The following is a 16,851-nucleotide window of genomic DNA, read 5'->3' as shown; positions in this document are numbered from 1 at the left end:
ATTACTTCTGGGCGTACTCTTCCATGGGCTTGTCGTTCGGATTGTCCCACGCAGCCTTGGTGCTGGCGCTCAATGCCAGGCCCACCTTGGTGTTCTTCGGAGGAATCGGCGACAGGAACCATTTGGTCCACAACTTGTTCATCTCGCCCGACTTGATCATGCCCTTGACCGTGTCGTCGGCCAGGCGCTTGAGCAGCGGGTCATCCTTGCGGATCATGATGGCGATGGGCTCGACGCTCAACACTTCACCGACGATCTTGAAGTCCGAAGGCTTCTTGGCGGTGGCGATGTTGCCGGCCAGGATGGAACCGTCCATGACGAACGCATCGGCGCGGCCCGATTCGAGCAGCAGGAAGCTGTCGGAATGGTCTTTGCCGAAGATTTCCTTGAACTCGACGCCGGTGGCGCGCTTGTTCTTGCGCAGCGTCTGCACGGAAGTGGTACCCGTGGTGGTGGCCACGGTCTTGCCGCTGAGCTGGGCAACGGAGGTGATGCCGGAGCTGGCTTTCACCGCGATGCGGACTTCTTCGACGAAGGTGGTGACGACGAAAGCCACGTCTTTCTGGCGGGTCGCGTTGTTGGTGGTGGAGCCGCATTCGATGTCGACTGTGCCGTTTTGCACAAGGGGAATGCGGTTTTGCGAAGTCACGGGCTGGTATTTGACTTCCAGCTTGCGCTCGGCGGCTTTTTCGAGGCCGGCCAGGATGCGCTGGCAGATTTCGACGTGGTAGCCGGTGTATTTGCCGTCACCGAGGGTATAGGACAGCGCACCGGAGGAGTCACGCACGCCCATGGTCACAACGCCTGAAGCCTTGACTTTGGAAAGGGTGTCGGCAAACGCGCCACCGGTGGCGAGCAGTGCAACAGACAGAGCGACTAGCTTGAGTTTCATGGAATCTCCTGTAATGAATGAAACGATTAGCGAACTATTCTAGAGAGTTGGTTCCCAGGACATGCCTAGGTTTACCCGGCCTCTAAAAATGGAGGAAAGCGGACGGCGTGAAAGGGTTGATGGTTTTGCAAACCCGCAGCATTAACGGCAATTTCTGGGGTTTTCCAAAATGGTGCACGCATTAAAAGTCCGGAACTATACGGCAGATGTAAGCAGTCTTTGTGCCAGCGGCCCGTCAGGCGGCCCGCACACGTGGCCGCACAGGCTGGGCGATCACCCGAATGGCGCGGTGCCTGGCACAGATCAATGCCGCACAAAGGGCGGTAAGGAAGGCAACACAGACAACAAATGAATCAACAAGCACGGGCAAGCACCAAAATTTGAACGTCACGAACTGTAAATTTGGAGGTATCAAAACACCAATGCTGTTTCGACGATCTTCCATGCATTTTTCTTATAACCACTTAGGGTTACTACTAGTCGTCAGTCTGATGCCAGCATTTGACCGCGAGGCCAGCCCGCTTCGGCAACGGCCGGTCGGCTAGCGCGATGCCGGTGTCCCCGCGCCGCGGCCGCCAGCTTTTTCCTTGCCGCCGGTTTGTGCCTGCAGGTAAGTCCACAGGGCCTGGGCATGGGTTTTGGCAGACTCCTTGGAGGTGGGCCGCTCACGGTACACGCGCACGTCCATGGTCATTTCGAGGTTGCCGCCGGCGCTGACCAGTTTTTTGGCGCGCAGTTCCTTCTTGACGGCGCTGAGCGGCAAAAACGCGATGCCGTGGCCTTCCAGGGCCATGGCCTTGAGGCCCTCGGCCATGTCGGTTTCATAGACCCGGTCCAGGTGGATGGCCGTGCTGGACTGCTTGAGGATCATGTCGACCATGCGGCCCAGGTAGGCGCCCGGCGCATAGCCCAGATAAGGCAAAGGCTGCCCGGCGCGGCCCGGCAGGCTGAACTCGGGCTCGCCCGCGGAATTGGCCCTGACAAAAGGCGCCAGCACCTCCTGGCCCAGCGACACCATTTCATAGCGGTCCGGATCCAGCTGAAAGGGCTGGGAGTCGTGGTGGTAGGCAATCAGCAGGTCGCAACTGCCCTCGACGAGGCGCAGCACCGCATCGTGCACGTTCAGGGCGATCAGCCGGCTTTTGATGGGGCCGAACTTCTCGCGCAGGCTGCTGACCCAGGCCGGAAAGAAGGTGAACGCCAGGGTGTGCGGCACCGCAAACTCGATGACATCCTGTCCGGCCGAGGTGTGGCCGCGCAGCATGGCGCGGGTCGACTGCAAGCCCTGCAGCATCTCCAGCGACTGGCTGTACAGGGTTTCTCCGGCCGGCGTGAGCCGCGTGGGATAGGAGCTGCGGTCCACCAGGTCGGTACCGGCCCAGGCTTCCAGCGCCTGGATACGCCGTGAAAACGCGGGCTGGGTGACATGACGCAATTGGGCGGAGCGGCTGAAACTGCGGGTTTCAGCCAGGCTCACAAAATCTTCCAGCCATTTGGTTTCCATGGGGCAATTATGCGAGTGCCTGTAGAAGTTTGACCTACGGGGATTCCATAGCCTCTTTACCGATCCCAGGCAATTGCTATCTATTTAATAGCTACTAGCGCATATAGATAAAGGGCTGGGGCACGATTTCGGCCTCAAACCAGCAGTACCAGCCGAATCAGGCCTCTGCCGAACTCCGCTGCAACGCCCACATGCGCGCATACGCGCCATCCATGGCCAGCAACTGTGCGTGCGTGCCGCGCTCCACAATGCGCCCAGCGTCCATCACCAGGATCTCATGCGCGTCCACCACAGTAGACAACCGGTGCGCAATCACCAGCGTGGTCTTGTTTTGCGCAGCGGTGCGCAGCTCGGCCTGGATGGCGCGCTCATTGGCCGAATCCAGCGCCGAAGTGGCTTCGTCAAAAATCACCACCGGCGGGTTTTTCAGCAAGGTGCGGGCAATAGCCACGCGCTGCTTTTCACCGCCCGACAGCTTCAGGCCGCGCTCGCCCACCATGGTCTGGTAGCCCAGCGGCGTCGAGGCAATAAAACCGTGGATGCGGGCCGCGCGCGCGGCTTCTTCCACCTCGGCATGCGTGGCGCCCGGCTTGCCGTAGGCGATGTTGTATTCCACCGTGTCGTTGAACAGCACGGTGTCCTGCGGCACGATGCCGATGGACTGGCGCACGCTGGACTGCGTGACCTGCTTGATGTCCTGCCCGGCAATGGTGATGCGGCCCTCCTGCACGTCATAGAAGCGGTAGAGCAGGCGCGCCAGCGTCGACTTGCCGGCGCCCGATGAGCCCACCACCGCGACGGTCTTGCCCGGCGGGATCTCAAAGCTCACGTTGTGCAGGATGGGCCGTGCCGGGTCGTAGGCAAAATTCACATTCTCAAAACGCACCGCCGGCGTGCCTTCGATGACGATAGGCTGGGCGCCCGGCACGTCGGCGATTTCACGCTCGCGCTCCATCAACACAAACATCTTGTCCAGGTCGGTCAGGCTTTGCTTGATCTCTCGGTAAATCACACCCAGGAAACCCAGCGGAATGTAGAGCTGGATCATGAAGGCATTGACCATCACCAGGTCGCCCAGCGTCATGCGACCGTCCACCACGCCCTGGGTCGCGCGCCAGAGCATGGCCACCAGCCCGATGGCAATGATGAGCTGCTGCCCGGTGTTGAGCAGGCTTAGCGTGTTCTGGCTCTTGATGGCGGCACGCCGGTAACGCTGCAGGTTTTCGTCGTAGCGTGCGGCTTCAAACTCTTCGTTGTTGAAGTACTTGACTGTCTCGTAGTTCAGCAGCGAGTCGATGGCGCGGCTGTGGGCCGACGAATCGAGCTCATTCATGGCCTTGCGGAACTGTGTGCGCCATTCGGTCACCGTGACGGTGAAGAAAATGTAGAACACGAGCGCGATGCCCGTGATGCCGGCAAACCAGACGTCGAACTTGACGGCCAGCAGCGTCAGCACCAACGTCACTTCAATCAGCGTGGGGATGATGCTGTAGAGCGAGTACGAGATCAGCGAATGCACGCCGCGCGTTCCGCGCTCGATGTCGCGCGTCATGCCGCCCGTCTGCCGCTCCAGGTGAAAGCGCAGGCTGAGCGCATGCAGGTGCCTGAACACTTCCAGCGAAATCCGCCGCGCCGCGCCTTCGGTGGCTTTGGCAAACACCAGTTCGCGCAGTTCGGTAAAAAGCGTCGTCGACAGGCGCAGCAGGCCGTAGGCCAGCAGCAGCGCCACCGGCACCACCAGCACCGCCTGTGCGTCGCCCGGTTTGAAGTTCATGGCGTCGACCAGGTTCTTCAACAAGAGCGGCACGCCCACGTTGGCCATCTTGGCGCCCACCATGAAGCTCAGGGCCGCCAGCACGCGCCATTTGTAATCCCACAGATAGGGGAAAAGGCGTTTGAGCGTGCCAAGGTCCGAGCGCTGGAACGCGAGCGCCTTGCCGGCGCCAGGCGCTGACGCGGCAGGCACAGCCAGGGAAGAATCAACAGCGGAAGCTCGGGAGCGCATGAGAGACAATCGTGTAGGTTGTTGTAATAACTTTTTCAGATTGTGCCTATGTCTACCGAATCAAGCACCCATACGGACATTCACGCCGAAGATGCCCTGAACGTCCAGTTGCCCACCGACAAGGAGCTGGTGCTCAAGGTCATTCCCATGCCGGCCGACTGCAATGCCAACGGCGACATCTTCGGCGGCTGGGTCATGGCGCAGGTCGACCTGGCCGGCTCGGTGGTACCGGCCCGCCACGTGGACGGGCGCATGGCGACCGTGGCCGTCAACCAGTTCATTTTCAAGCAGCCCGTGCGGGTCGGCGACATCCTGTCGTTTTTCTCCTGCGTGACCCGTATCGGCACCACGTCCATCACGGTCCAGGTTGAGGTCTATGCCGAGCGCTTTCGCGCCCAGGGCCGCTACATCAAGGTCACCGAAGCCAGCCTGACTTACGTGGCCATTGACGATTTCGGCAAGCCCCGCAAGATTCCCAAAGCCTGACGCCCGGGTTCCAGGTGCCTTCACCTGCCACCCGGATGCTATTTATTTGATAGCTGCTTGCGCCAGATACAAAAGGCCTACAGGCCTTTTTTGCTTAAATTTTCCCGCAATCCCCGTCAGGCACCCCACCAGCCCACACGAGGGGCAGCCTGGGCTTCTTCCAGCTCCGCCTCGCTGACTTCGATCTCCATGCGCAGCAGCGCTGCCGCCATGGCCTTGCCCAGGTTGTCCATGCGCAAGTTGCGCGCGCCACCGCCCTGCAGTGCGCCTTGCAATACCAGCTTGAGGGCCAGGATATTGGGCAAGCGCCAGCATTGCACCGCGCCCGGCAGCCAGGGCGCAAAGTGCGCCTGCACGCGTTCGGCCGTCACCTCGCGCTCGATGAGCCGGTAACCCGTTTCGTTCCAGGCAAAGAGGCCAAAGTCCACCCAGTCGGCCTTGTCGCCGCTGCGCGCATGCGCGAGTTTCACCAATTGCACCCTCATGACTGCAACACCTCCACACGCACCGCCGTCTCAACCGCCTGCCGGTCAATCAGCGCAGGCCAGATGCCCAACAACTCGCTGCTGCTGTTCAGGCCGTGAAAGCCGCAGGTATAGGCCGGCCCGCTCAAGGCCATCCACGGAAAGAGCCGGCCAAAACCTTCAGCAACCGCTTTGTCCTGCGTCCTGACCGCCATACGGACCCAGACTTCGTTGAGCTCCGCCAGCACCGCAGGCGCAGGCAGTGGCGCCAGTGGGCCATGTGCCGAGTTGAGCCCCGGGAACTCGACAAAGAGTTCGTCATGCGCCATGCGTTTGTCGGCCAGCTGCGCTTTCACCATCTCAACGGCTGCCAGTGCCTTGTCGTAGGCATCGGGCCAGCTAAAGCCCCAGGTGACCTCAGCCTTGTAGCCGTCGCGAAACCCGCCCACCACCTTGAGCTGCGCGGGCCGCGCGTGGCCGCGCACGCCCGTCATGCGCACGGCATCGTGGCCCAGGTCGTCCAGCCGCACAGCCGATAAATCCATCACCACGTCGGGCGATGCATAGTGCGCCGGGTCGTGCACTTCATACAGGAGCTGCTGGCGCACGGTGTCGAAGTTGATGCGCCCGCCGGTGCCTGGCGCCTTGGTAATAAGCGCGCTGCCGTCTTCACCCACTTCGGCAACCGGATATCCGATGTGCGCGAGATCGGGAATGTCCTCCCACGCCCCCTGGCTGCCGAAGTTGCCGCCGCTGCCCTGGCCCGAACATTCGAGCAAGTGCCCCACCGCCAGCCCTTGCGCCAGCCGATCGAGATCTACTTGCTCCGCTGCGTCCTCCAGCTTCCAGTTGAATTCATGCACCAGCGGCGCCAGGAACAGCGCCGCATCGGCGACGCGCCCCGTCACCACAATATCGGCGCCCCGCTGCAGCGCGAACACGATGGGCCGCGCGCCCAGATAGGCATTGGCAAACACCATGCGCTCGCGCACGGACTCAAAGCCCTGGCCGTTGAACATATGCGGCGGTGCGATCGCCCCCAGCTGCGGCAGGACTTCATCACCCGTAACCACCGCGATGCGCGCCTTCCAGCCTTTGGCTGCAAACGCAGCGCGCAAGGCAGCACCAGCGCCCGCAGGATTGAGCCCGCCCGCGTTGCAGATGAACTTCACGCCGCGCGTCTGCATCAACGGCCACAGCTTCATCAGCATGGGGACCACATCGCGTGCATAGCCCAGTGCAGGGTCGCGCTGCCGGTCCTTTTGCAGGATGGCCAGCGTCAGCTCGGCCAGATGGTCGCTTGCGATGTAGTGAACACCACCACGCTCAATGCTCGCAGCCACGGGTTCCCATGCGTCGCCATAAAAACCCAGGCCTGCGCCTACACGAACATTTCCTCTCATGTAAGGGATTACGCTTGATCGCGTATGCGACACGTATTCGGAACAACCCCTAGCGACAGACCTTTAGGCGACAGCTATAACCAAAGTTCATCAAAGGGGAGACTGCTTCGTGCAATTCCTGCAGTTGCTCATCAGCGGCGTCGCCCAGGGCTGTATCTACGGGCTGATCGCGCTGGGCTTTGTGCTCATCTACAAGGCCACCGAAACGGTCAGTTTTGCGCAGGGCGAGCTGATGATGCTGGGCGCGTTCGGCGGCCTGGCCTGCATGACCTTGCTGGGGTTTCCCTTCTGGCTGGCGGTGATCAGCGCCATTGCGGGCATGGCGCTCTTTGGCATGGTGCTGGAGCGCCTCGTGATACGCCCCATCCTCGGCCAGCCCGCGTTCTCCATCGTCATGCTCACCATAGGCGTGGGCTACACGGCGCGCGGCCTCATCACCATGATCCCCGGCATCGGCACCGAAACCTATGTGCTGCCCGTGCCCTACAAAGACCAGATCTGGAGCCTGGGCACGCTGGTCATCAACGTCGAGCAGGTCGCCATCATCGTCACCACCGCAGCGCTGTGCCTCGTCCTGTTTGCGATGTTCAAGTACAGCAAGCTAGGCATCGCCATGCAGGCGTCTTCACAAAACCAGCTGGCCGCGTACTACATGGGCATCCCCGTGAAACGCCTTAACGGCCTGGTGTGGGCGCTGGCCTCGGCCGTTGCCGCGATTGCCGGCCTCTTGCTCGCACCCATCACCTTTGTGCACGCCAACATGGGCTTTATCGGGCTCAAGGCTTTTCCGGCTGCGGTGGTGGGCGGCTTCGGCAGCCTGCCCGGCGCGATTGTGGGCGGCCTTGTCATCGGCCTGGTCGAATCGTTCTCTGGCTTTTATCTGCCTGACGGCTTCAAGGACATCGCCGCCTATGTGGTGGTGCTCATCATGCTGATGGTCAAGCCCAGCGGCCTGTTCGGCGAAAAGCTGCGCAAGAAAGTTTGACCACATGCGCTTTATTTTCAAAACCGATTATGGGCAAGACATCAAGCTTGCGAAGCACGTAGGCCACGTGTTCTGGTACGGCGCGCTGATGTTGCTGTTGCTGGCGGCTCCCTGGCTGTTTCCCGAATACTGGCTGGCGCAACTCACCTTCGTCATGATCTACGCCATCGCCGGGCTGGGCCTGATGTTGCTGGCGGGTTTCACCGGCCTCTTCTCTTTGGGACACGCGGCCTTTCTGGGCGTCGGCGCTTACACGCAGGCGGTGATGACCAATGCAGGCCTGCCCTTTCCCGTCGCCTTGTTGTGCGCTGCCGGGCTGTCAGCCGCCGTGGGCCTGGTCGTGGGCCTGCCCGCGCTGCGCGTGAAGGGCATTTACCTCGGCATGGCGACGCTGTCTTTTGGCTTCATTGTTGAAGAGGTGTTTGCGCGCTGGGAAAGCGTCACAGGTGGCAATGCCGGCATCCACATCAAGGTGCCCGACATGTTCGGCTGGAAGCTGGACAGCGGCGAGTCGTTTTATTTCCTCTGCCTCATCATCACGGTGGCCGCCACGCTGGGCATCCTTAATCTGCTGCGCTCTCCCACAGGCCGGGCTTTTGTAGCGATTCGCGATTCAGAGATTTCCGCGCAGAGCATGGGCATTCACCTGGCACGCTACAAGACGCTGTCGTTTGCGCTGTCGGCCGCGCTGGCCGGTGTGGCCGGTGCGCTCTATGCGCACAAGCTGCAGTTCATCTCGCCCGACCAGTTCAACATCCTGCAGTCCATCGACCTGCTCTTGATGATCGTGATCGGCGGCGTGGGCTCGGTGCACGGCGCTTTCCTGGGTGCCATCTTCCTCATCTCCATGCCGCAGGTGATTGGCCTCACCAAAGACTATTTGCCCGCCACCATCGGCCAGGCGCCGGGCCTGCAGGCAGCGGTTTACGGCATTGTGCTGATCGCCTTTGTGCTGTTTGAGCCGATGGGACTTTATGGCCGATGGCTGAAGGTTCGTACCTACCTGCAGCTCTTCCCGTTCTATCGCAAGGGCCTGTTCAAGCGGCAAAAATCTTTCCAGAAGTCAGATCGCCTGAAATGACCTCGACACTCCTTTCAGCCAAAAACCTCAGCGTACGCTTCGGCGGCGTGCTGGCGGTCAACAACGTGAGCTTTGATGTCAAGCAAGGCGAGGTCTTCACACTGATCGGCCCCAACGGCGCGGGCAAGACGACGGTGTTCAACCTGATCAGCCGCATCTACACACCTACCACCGGCGAGATTGAATACCGCGGCGAAAAACTCACCCATCAGCCGCCGCACAAGGTTGCCTCGCTGGGCATCGCGCGCACCTTCCAGAACATCGAGCTGTTTGAACACGCCACGGTGTTGCACAACCTGCTGATTGGCCGGCACACACATCGGCAAACCGGCTTTCTGCACGACCTTTTCTTCACCGCCAAGGTGCGTGAGGCTGAATTGCTGGCCCGCGAAAAAGCCGAACAGGTCATCGACTTCCTCGATCTTCAGCACCACCGCGACTCCATGGTAGCGGGCCTGCCCTATGGCGTGCGCAAGGTGGTCGAGCTGGCGCGGGCGCTGTGCACCGAGCCCCAGCTGCTGCTGCTTGACGAACCCTCTTCCGGCCTCAATGTGGAGGAAACCGGCGACATGGCCTTCTGGATCCAGGACATCCAGCATGAGCTGGGCATCACGGTACTGATGGTCGAGCACGATATGTCGCTGGTCTCACGCGTGTCTGACCGGGTTCTTGCCATGAACCAGGGCGAGGTGCTGGCCATGGGCACGCCGCGCGAGGTGCAGAACGACCCGGGTGTGATTGAGGCTTATCTTGGCTCGGTGGATGAGGTCACGTCTTTAAGGAGAACGGCATGAGCGCGGTTCCCCCACCGGTGAGTGATCAACCCGTCTTGAAGCTCCTCAACGTCGAGAGCTCCTACGGCCCGATCAAGGCCATACGCGGCATCAGCCTGCAGGTGCGCCGCAGCGAAATTGCCACGGTGCTGGGCTCCAATGGCGCGGGCAAATCCACCATCCTCAAGACCATCTCGGGCATTCTCGATCCGCGCAAGGGCTCCATCGACTTCAAGGGCGAGGACATCACGGCGCAGGACCCGGCCCATATCGTGCAGCTAGGCCTGTCGCATGTGCCAGAGGGGCGCGAGGTATTCCCTTTGCTCAGCGTGCGCGACAACCTATTGATGGGGGCCTACACCCGCAAGGACCGTGACGGCGTGGCGCTCGACATGGAGTCGGTGTACGGCTACTTCCCCATCCTGAAAGAGCGGGCCCTGCAAGACGCCGGGCTGCTGTCGGGCGGGCAGCAGCAGATGCTGGCGATCTCGCGCGCACTCATGGCTTCGCCCGACCTCATCCTGCTCGACGAACCCAGCCTGGGGCTTTCACCCAAGCTTACCAAGGAAATTTTCGAGATCGTGGTGCGCATCAACCGCGAGCGCGGCACCACCATCCTGCTGGTCGAGCAGAACGCCAACATGGCGCTCAACGCTTCGGACTATGGCTATGTGCTGGAGAACGGCCGCATCGTGATGGAAGACACCTGCGCCCGCCTGCGCGAGAAGGAGGACATCAAGGAGTTCTACCTCGGCATGAAGGAAGACGGCGTGCGCGGCGAGCGGCGCTGGAAGAAAAAGAAAACCTGGAGATGAAAAAGACGCCCCCTGAATCGGCCTTCGGCCTCCCCCCCCCCCCACTGGGGGCGATGCTGGCGGCCCGGCTAAGCCGTATCGTTGGACGCCCCCTGTGCGGCCTTCGGCCACTCCACCCACTGGGGGGCGATGCTTGCGGCCTGGCGGAGCCAGCTCCGCGGCATCCTCGTCTTGGCTCGGTGGAATCGCGCAATGGAGTTTTGAATGAGCAACCTTTGGGATCTCTCTCACATTCAGCCCGAGCATGCCGTCGTCATGCCGGGCGAAACCATTCCCGCCGTGTTCTGGAATGCAGTGGAGCAGCGCGCCAACAAAACCTGGATGCGGCAGAAAAAGCTGGGCATCTGGCGCAGCTGGACCTGGACGCAAACCGGCGATGCGGTGCGCGAAGTCGCCGCCGGCCTCATGAGCCTGGGCTTTGCGCGCGGTGAATGCGCTTCCATCCTTTCCAATACCGTCATCGAATGGGTGCTGGCCGACCTGGCCGTGCTCAGCTGCGGCGGGGTGTGCAGCGGCATCTACCCCACCGACGCAGCCTCGCAGGTGCACTACCTTTGTGAAGACTCCCGCACCACCCTGTTGTTTGTCGAGGACGACGAGCAGCTCGACAAGGCGCTGGAAGTGCGGCCACAATTGCCGCTGTTGCGCAAGATCATCGTGTTTGACACCGAAGGCCTGCGTGACCTGGATGACGCCGGCGTGATGGGCCTGGCCGAACTTCGCGCACTGGGGCGTAGCTACCTGGCCGACCACCCCGATTCGGTGAAAGACAGCGCTGCCGCCTGCAAGCCAGAGGACCTGGCCATCCTGGTCTACACCTCCGGCACCACCGGCAAACCCAAGGGCGCGATGCACAGCCAGCGCGGACTGGTGTTTACCGCGCGCGGCTACAACACGCTGGTGGCGCAAAACGAAGACGACGAGCGCATGTGCTTTTTGCCGCTTTGCCATATCGCCGAACGCATGGGCGGTGAATACTTTGCGATGTATGCGGGCGCCAAACTCAACTTTGTCGAGAACCCCGAGACCATTCCGGAAAACGTGCGCGAAATCGCACCCACGGTGTTCACCGCCGTGCCACGCGTGTGGGAAAAGTTTTACTCCGGCGTGATGATCGCGCTGAAGGAAGCCAGCTGGCTGCAGCAGGCCGCCTATGCCTGGAGCATTGGCGTGGGCATGCGCATCGCCGACACCGTGCTGGCCGGTCAGCCGGTCAGCGCATCGCTCAAGGCCCGCTTCAGGCTGGCGCGCTGGTTCGCGCTCAACAACACGCGCAAGCTGATCGGCATTCACAAGGCGCGGTTTTGCGTCACGGGTGCGGCGCCCATCTCGCCAGACCTGGTGAAGTGGTACATGGCGCTGGGGGTTCCCATGCTGGAGGTCTGGGGCATGACGGAAACCTGCGGCGCGGCCAGCGGTGTGCCGGCCAGTTGCATGAAGCCCGGCTCCATCGGCCCGGCTGCCGGTTACAACGAGATGCGGCTGGACCCGGCCACCGGCGAAATCCTGGTGCGCGGCACCAATGTCTTCATGGGCTACCTGAACCAGCCTGAGAAAACCGCCGAGACGCTGGACGCAGAAGGCTGGCTGCACACCGGCGACGTAGGCGTGATGGACGAGCAAGGGTTTTTCCGCATCACCGACCGGATGAAGGACATCATCATCACCGCCGGCGGCAAGAACGTGACGCCCAGCGAGCTGGAAAACGAACTCAAGTTCTCGCCCTACATCACCGACGCCGTGGTTATCGGCGACAAGCGCGCCTACCTCACGGCCATCATCATGATTGACCAGGAAAACGTCGAAAAATTCGCCCAGGATGCGGACATACCCTTCAGTAATTACGCCAGCTTGACGCGGGCAACCGAAGTGCAAGAATTGATTCAGTCGGAGATCGACCGGGTCAACAAGAAGTTTGCGCGGGTCGAGCAGATCAAGAAATTCTTCCTGCTCGACACGCAGCTCACGGCGGAAGACGAAGAGCTCACGCCGACCATGAAGCTCAAGCGCAAACTCGTAGAACAAAAATACGCCCCGCAAATAGAGGCCATGTACTAGCCTCGCGCACCGTACAAGCATAATTTTTACAGGAGACAAAACCATGAAACTGAAGTCAACCGCCGTCCTTTCCGCGCTGGCCTGTGCAGCCACACTGGCCTCCGTGCCGGCGCAGGCGCAAAGCCAGGGCGTCAGCAAAACCGAAATCACGCTGGGCTCCATCCAGGACTTGTCGGGCCCGCTCGCGGGTTTCGGCAAGCAGATCCGCAACGGCATGATGCTGCGCGTCAACGAACTCAATGAACAAGGCGGCATCAACGGCCGCAAGATCAAGCTGATCGTCGAGGACTCGGGCTACGACCCGAAGAAGGCGGTGCTGGCGGCGCAAAAGCTGGTCAACCAGGACAAGATCTTCGCCATGGTCGGCCACCTGGGCACGGCGCAAAACCTGGCCGCCATGCCGGTGCAGTTCGAGAAAAATGTCATCAACTTCTTCCCGGTGACGGCGGCGCGCGAAATGTATGAGCCTTTCCACAAGCTCAAGTACTCTTTCGCCGCCACTTACTACGACCAGATGAAGGCGGCCGTGCCCAAGCTGGTGAAAGAAAAGAACGCCAAAAAGGTCTGCTCGATGTACCAGGACGACGAGTTCGGCCTGGAAGTGCAGCGCGGCGCCGACGACGGCCTCAAGACCCTCGGCATGACCATGGTGGAGAAAACTTCCTTCAAGCGCGGCGCCACCGATTTCTCGTCGCAGATCGCCAAGCTCAAGGCTTCTGAATGCGACCTGGTGGTGCTGGGCACCATCATCCGCGAAACCATTGGCGGCATCGGCACCGCGCGCAAGCTGGGCTACAACCCGGTCTTCCTGGGCTCCAGCGCCGCGTACACCGACCTGATCCACAAGCTGGGCGGCAAGGCCATGGACGGCCTCTACGCCACCATGACGGTGCAAAACCCCTACCTGGACGAGGCTTCGCAGCCCATCCGCTTCTGGGCCAACAAGTACAAGACCGCCTTCAATGAAGACCCGACGGTGTTCTCGGTCTACGGCTATACGGTGGTCGACGGCTTTATCCGTGCATCGCAGAAAGCCGGCGCCAACCTGATGACCGACAGTTTCATCAAGGCCATGGACACCATGGTGATCCCGGCCGACATCTTCGGCAGCTCCGAAGGCAGGTTTGGCCCGCAAAAGCGCCTGGGCAACAACCAGTCGCGCCTGTCGATGTTGCAGGACGCGCGCTGGAAAGTGGTGTCTGACTACATCACGCAGTAAATCCTGCCGCGACTGCCAGCCGCGACTCGAAAAACCACCCTCGGGTGGTTTTTTAATGCGAAAAGTGGCTGCAGCCCTTTAAATACCTGCCCGAGTAGCTCCTGAATTAATAGCACGCGCCTTCCGCCGATCGCCCTATGGCTTGCCCTGAACCCCGCGCGTCACGCAAAATGCGTCATGCCCACCTCCGCCAAACCCGCTTCCAAAACGCCTGCCAAGACTCCCGCCGCCCCGCTTGCCACCGTGCGCTGCAAAGACACCCAGGCCTTCACCAAGTGGTTGGCCAAACACCACGCAAGCAGCGCCGGTGTCTGGCTGCAGATCGCGAAGAAGGATTCAGGCATAGCCTCCATCACCCACGCCCAAGCCCTGGAAGCCGCGCTCTGCCACGGCTGGATAGACGGCCAGAGGAACTCCATGGACGCGCAATATTTTTTGCAAAAGTTCACCCCGCGCCGCGCACGCAGCACCTGGTCCAAGGTCAACTGCGCCAAGGCCCTGGCACTGATTGAATCCGGCGACATGCAGCCGGCGGGACTGGCCGAGGTTGAACGCGCCAAAGCCGACGGCCGCTGGGATGCGGCTTACGACGCGCAGAGCAAGATGGCGGTTCCTGGCGACCTGGCGGCGTTGCTCGCAAAGAGCGCCAAAGCCAAGGCCTTCTTCGAATCACTGGACTCACGCAATCGCTTCGCGATTTTGTTCAGGCTGCAAACCGCCAAGAAAGCCGAGACACGCGAGCGCCGGCTGGTGAAGTTCGCCGACATGCTCAAGCGGGGCGAAAAAATCCATCCCTGACGGTGGACAGGGCTTTTCGATGACGCCGTACGGCAGACGCGCTACAGTCAATCGGGCGAGCCCGTCCCTCAACCGAACCCATAAAAAGGAGTCCGCATGGCGTCCACCTGGTGGCAGCAAGTCGGTGAAACCATCTCCTCGGAGTTTTCAGATTTGCCCGATGCCGAGCAGGCCACGCGCGTCATGGTTCGCCTCACGCTGGCGGCGTTGCTGGGCGGCCTGCTGGGCATAGAGCGCGAGCAAAAAGGCAAGGCCGCCGGCGTGCGCACGCACATGCTGGTGGCCATGGGTTCCGCGATGTTCGTGCTGGTGTCGCAGCAGTCCGGCATGATCACCGCCGACTTGAGCCGGGTGATTCAGGGCGTGATTGCCGGCATCGGCTTTCTGGGCGCGGGCACCATACTCAAGGGCCACATCAAGGGCAACCCCGACGAAGAGCAGGTCAAGGGCCTGACCACCGCCGCCGGAATCTGGCTGACGGCGGCCATTGGCGTGGCGGCCGGCATGGGACGTGAAAGCACTGCGGTCCTCAGCACCCTGCTGGCGCTCGGCATCCTGGCGCTGGTGCCGCGCCTGGTGCGTTTTCTGGAAAAACCCGAACCGCTGCTCAAGCCTGACGGCGACAAGCGCGGGGACGGTTCATAAGCTCGTCCAGGGGCGCCGTGACGGTTTAATTTTTCGTGCGCTGCGAGACGAACTCGCCTTCATAGCCCTTGGCCAGCGACAGCTTTTCGGCTTCGGTCAGCACCTTTCCTGCCAGCTGGAACACACCCTGCTCTTCGTCTTCAAGGTGGTGATAAATCTTGTGGTGCAGCTCTTTGGCCGTGGCCAGCCAGGCGGGCGAGCTGAAATCGGTTTCTTCCAGCGTTTCCACCAGCTTGTCCATCTGGTGGTGCTCGGCAATGCCGTGGCGCGAGGGTTCCTGCGTCATGTCGTGCGCGATCAGCGGCACATAAAAAAAGCGCTCTTCCGCCGCGGCATGCGCCGCGAGTTCAAGCTTGAGTTCCTTGAACAGCGTGGCCCTTTCCTTGCTGTCGCCCTGCGTTTTGATGAGGTTGTCCGCCAGGGCGCGCTGGGTGACATGGCTTGTTCGCAGTGCTTCAAAAATATTCATTCAGCCATTATGGGGACGGCGCAGACCCTGGCGTGTAGGTCAAGAGCGGATCCTGCAGAGCCAAAATCGCTATTAATTTGATAGCTTCTTGCGATTATCCGGCCTGACCTGGAGGCCTGAATTGTCAAAGAATGGGCCAACAGGGCGCAAGGCACGGTAAAAGCGCTAAATTAGGGGTTATGAAAAAAATCCTTCTTCTTGGCGGAACCGGCTTTGTCGGCGCGCACATCTGCGAAAAGCTGGCGCGGCTGCAATGCCGCGTAACCGTGGTCACACGCCGGCAGGCCAACGCCCGCCACCTGCAAATGCTGCCGCTGGTCGACGTGATTGAGGCCGACGCCCACGATGCTTCCTCGCTGGCACCGCTGCTGGCCGGCCACGACGCCGTGGTCAACCTGATTGCCATCCTTCACGGCACAGAGGCCGCGTTCGACAAGGCGCATGTGCAACTTCCGCTGGAACTGGCCCGGGCCTGTGAAGCCAGCGGCCTCAGGCGCATCATTCACGTCAGCGCCCTGGGTGCTTCGCCCGGTTCGGCGTCGATGTACCAGCGCAGCAAGGCGCGCGGTGAAGCCGTGCTGCTCAGCACCGGGCTGGATGTGACGGTGCTGCGGCCCAGCGTGATCTTTGGCGCTGAAGACAAATTCCTCAACACCTTTGCCCGACTCCAGCATGTCTTTCCGGTGGTTCCGCTCGCAGCCGCCGATGCGCGCTTTCAGCCCGTCTGGGTGGAAGATGTCGCCGACGCCATCGTGCACTGCCTGCAAGACCCCGACACCGCCGGCCAGATCTATGAAGTTTGCGGGCCCGACGTGTTCACGCTGCGCCAGCTGGTCGGGCTGGCCGGCCGCTACGCCGGTATCAACGGTGGCAAAGGCCGCCCGGTGATCAGCCTGCCGGATTCCCTGGGGCGCCTGCAGGCGCGCCTCATGGAGCTCGCGCCCGGAGAGCCGCTGCTGAGCCGCGACAACCTCGACGCCATGGCCACCGACAACGTGGCCACCGGCAAGCTGCCCGGCCTGCAGGCACTGGGCGTTCACCCTGCCGCGCTGGATGCAGTGGGGCCTACTTATCTGGGAGCGCAAGGCTTGCGCAGCGGGCTGACGGCCAAGCGTAAAACTGCCGGAAGGTTCTGAGCCCCCACGCTCCCCCACTTCGTGTGGGTCGCTGCCCCCCGAGGGGGCCGCCCGCCTGCGGCCTGGCAAAGCCGAACAATGGGCACACCCCTATCGGGCTCACTGCGTGTAGCCCTTT

The 16,851-nt window shown here is 61.6% G+C and carries 16 protein-coding genes; 10 read left to right on the top strand and 6 right to left on the bottom strand.

The window, feature by feature from the left end; all coding sequences use genetic code 11:
- Nucleotide 1 precedes the first annotated feature (1 nt).
- The 3 genes from AC1DYR_RS17795 to AC1DYR_RS17785 all read right to left on the bottom strand — a co-directional run bounded on the left by AC1DYR_RS17795 (nt 2) and on the right by AC1DYR_RS17785 (nt 4,401).
- Nucleotides 2-892 carry a transporter substrate-binding domain-containing protein gene (locus AC1DYR_RS17795; protein WP_477706276.1) on the bottom strand — a complete coding sequence of 297 codons (891 nt, stop codon included), beginning with the start codon at nt 890-892 and terminating at the stop codon, nt 2-4.
- Nucleotides 893-1,433: 541 nt separating this feature from the next.
- Nucleotides 1,434-2,396 (bottom strand): LysR substrate-binding domain-containing protein, encoded by a 963-nt coding sequence (locus AC1DYR_RS17790; RefSeq protein ID WP_477694435.1) that lies wholly within the window; start codon nt 2,394-2,396, stop codon nt 1,434-1,436.
- Between the two features lie 157 nt (nt 2,397-2,553).
- Complete coding sequence (locus AC1DYR_RS17785) at nt 2,554-4,401, bottom strand: ABCB family ABC transporter ATP-binding protein/permease (protein ID WP_477706275.1); 1,848 nt, start codon at nt 4,399-4,401, stop codon at nt 2,554-2,556.
- Between the two features lie 48 nt (nt 4,402-4,449).
- On the opposite strand from AC1DYR_RS17785, the gene AC1DYR_RS17780 reads away from it, so the two are divergent.
- A complete protein-coding gene (locus tag AC1DYR_RS17780) occupies nt 4,450-4,887 on the top strand; it encodes an acyl-CoA thioesterase (protein WP_457281131.1) in 438 nt (145 codons plus the stop codon).
- A gap of 116 nt (nt 4,888-5,003) precedes the next feature.
- Here AC1DYR_RS17780 and AC1DYR_RS17775 read toward each other — a convergent pair whose 3' ends face one another.
- Entirely contained in the window at nt 5,004-5,372 is a 369-nt protein-coding gene (locus tag AC1DYR_RS17775; RefSeq protein ID WP_477706274.1) for an AtuA-related protein, read from the bottom strand.
- Nucleotides 5,369-6,754 carry an acyclic terpene utilization AtuA family protein gene (locus tag AC1DYR_RS17770; protein ID WP_477706273.1) on the bottom strand — a complete coding sequence of 462 codons (1,386 nt, stop codon included), beginning with the start codon at nt 6,752-6,754 and terminating at the stop codon, nt 5,369-5,371. Before AC1DYR_RS17770 ends, AC1DYR_RS17775 begins: the two co-directional genes overlap by 4 nt.
- A 109-nt stretch (nt 6,755-6,863) precedes the next feature.
- Between AC1DYR_RS17770 and AC1DYR_RS17765 the strand changes: the two genes are divergently transcribed.
- From AC1DYR_RS17765 to AC1DYR_RS17730, 8 genes are all read left to right on the top strand, one after another.
- Nucleotides 6,864-7,739 (top strand): branched-chain amino acid ABC transporter permease, encoded by an 876-nt coding sequence (locus AC1DYR_RS17765; RefSeq protein WP_477706272.1) that lies wholly within the window; start codon nt 6,864-6,866, stop codon nt 7,737-7,739.
- Between the two features lie 4 nt (nt 7,740-7,743).
- Nucleotides 7,744-8,820, top strand: a complete 1,077-nt coding sequence (locus AC1DYR_RS17760) for a branched-chain amino acid ABC transporter permease (RefSeq protein WP_477706271.1) — start codon at nt 7,744-7,746, stop codon at nt 8,818-8,820.
- Nucleotides 8,817-9,614 (top strand): ABC transporter ATP-binding protein, encoded by a 798-nt coding sequence (locus AC1DYR_RS17755; RefSeq protein WP_477706270.1) that lies wholly within the window; start codon nt 8,817-8,819, stop codon nt 9,612-9,614. The genes AC1DYR_RS17760 and AC1DYR_RS17755 overlap by 4 nt, the downstream gene beginning before the upstream one ends.
- A complete protein-coding gene (locus AC1DYR_RS17750) occupies nt 9,611-10,408 on the top strand; it encodes an ABC transporter ATP-binding protein (protein ID WP_477706269.1) in 798 nt (265 codons plus the stop codon). The genes AC1DYR_RS17755 and AC1DYR_RS17750 overlap by 4 nt, the downstream gene beginning before the upstream one ends.
- 204 nt (nt 10,409-10,612) lie before the next feature.
- Entirely contained in the window at nt 10,613-12,466 is a 1,854-nt protein-coding gene (locus AC1DYR_RS17745) for an AMP-dependent synthetase/ligase (RefSeq protein ID WP_477706268.1), read from the top strand.
- A 43-nt stretch (nt 12,467-12,509) separates the two neighbouring features.
- Nucleotides 12,510-13,685: an ABC transporter substrate-binding protein gene (locus AC1DYR_RS17740; protein ID WP_477706267.1), complete on the top strand. Its 1,176-nt coding sequence runs from the start codon at nt 12,510-12,512 to the stop codon at nt 13,683-13,685.
- A 177-nt stretch (nt 13,686-13,862) separates the two neighbouring features.
- The gene (locus AC1DYR_RS17735; RefSeq protein WP_477706266.1) at nt 13,863-14,483 is read left to right on the top strand and encodes a YdeI/OmpD-associated family protein; all 621 of its coding nucleotides are present in this window, start codon (nt 13,863-13,865) and stop codon (nt 14,481-14,483) included.
- Between the two features lie 96 nt (nt 14,484-14,579).
- Entirely contained in the window at nt 14,580-15,128 is a 549-nt protein-coding gene (locus tag AC1DYR_RS17730) for an MgtC/SapB family protein (RefSeq protein ID WP_477706265.1), read from the top strand.
- Nucleotides 15,129-15,153: 25 nt separating this feature from the next.
- Here AC1DYR_RS17730 and AC1DYR_RS17725 read toward each other — a convergent pair whose 3' ends face one another.
- A complete protein-coding gene (locus tag AC1DYR_RS17725; RefSeq protein ID WP_457281142.1) occupies nt 15,154-15,597 on the bottom strand; it encodes a hemerythrin domain-containing protein in 444 nt (147 codons plus the stop codon).
- 179 nt (nt 15,598-15,776) lie between these two features.
- Here AC1DYR_RS17725 and AC1DYR_RS17720 point away from each other — a divergent pair, with 179 nt between their 5' ends.
- Nucleotides 15,777-16,733, top strand: coding sequence for a complex I NDUFA9 subunit family protein (locus AC1DYR_RS17720; protein ID WP_477706264.1), 957 nt, complete (start codon nt 15,777-15,779; stop codon nt 16,731-16,733).
- The last annotated feature ends 118 nt before the right edge of the window (nt 16,734-16,851 follow it).

Source organism: Polaromonas sp. P1_F9, from assembly GCF_056405615.1.
Note: the sequence above shows the minus strand (reverse complement) of the source record. Positions and strands in the feature narration are given on the sequence as shown.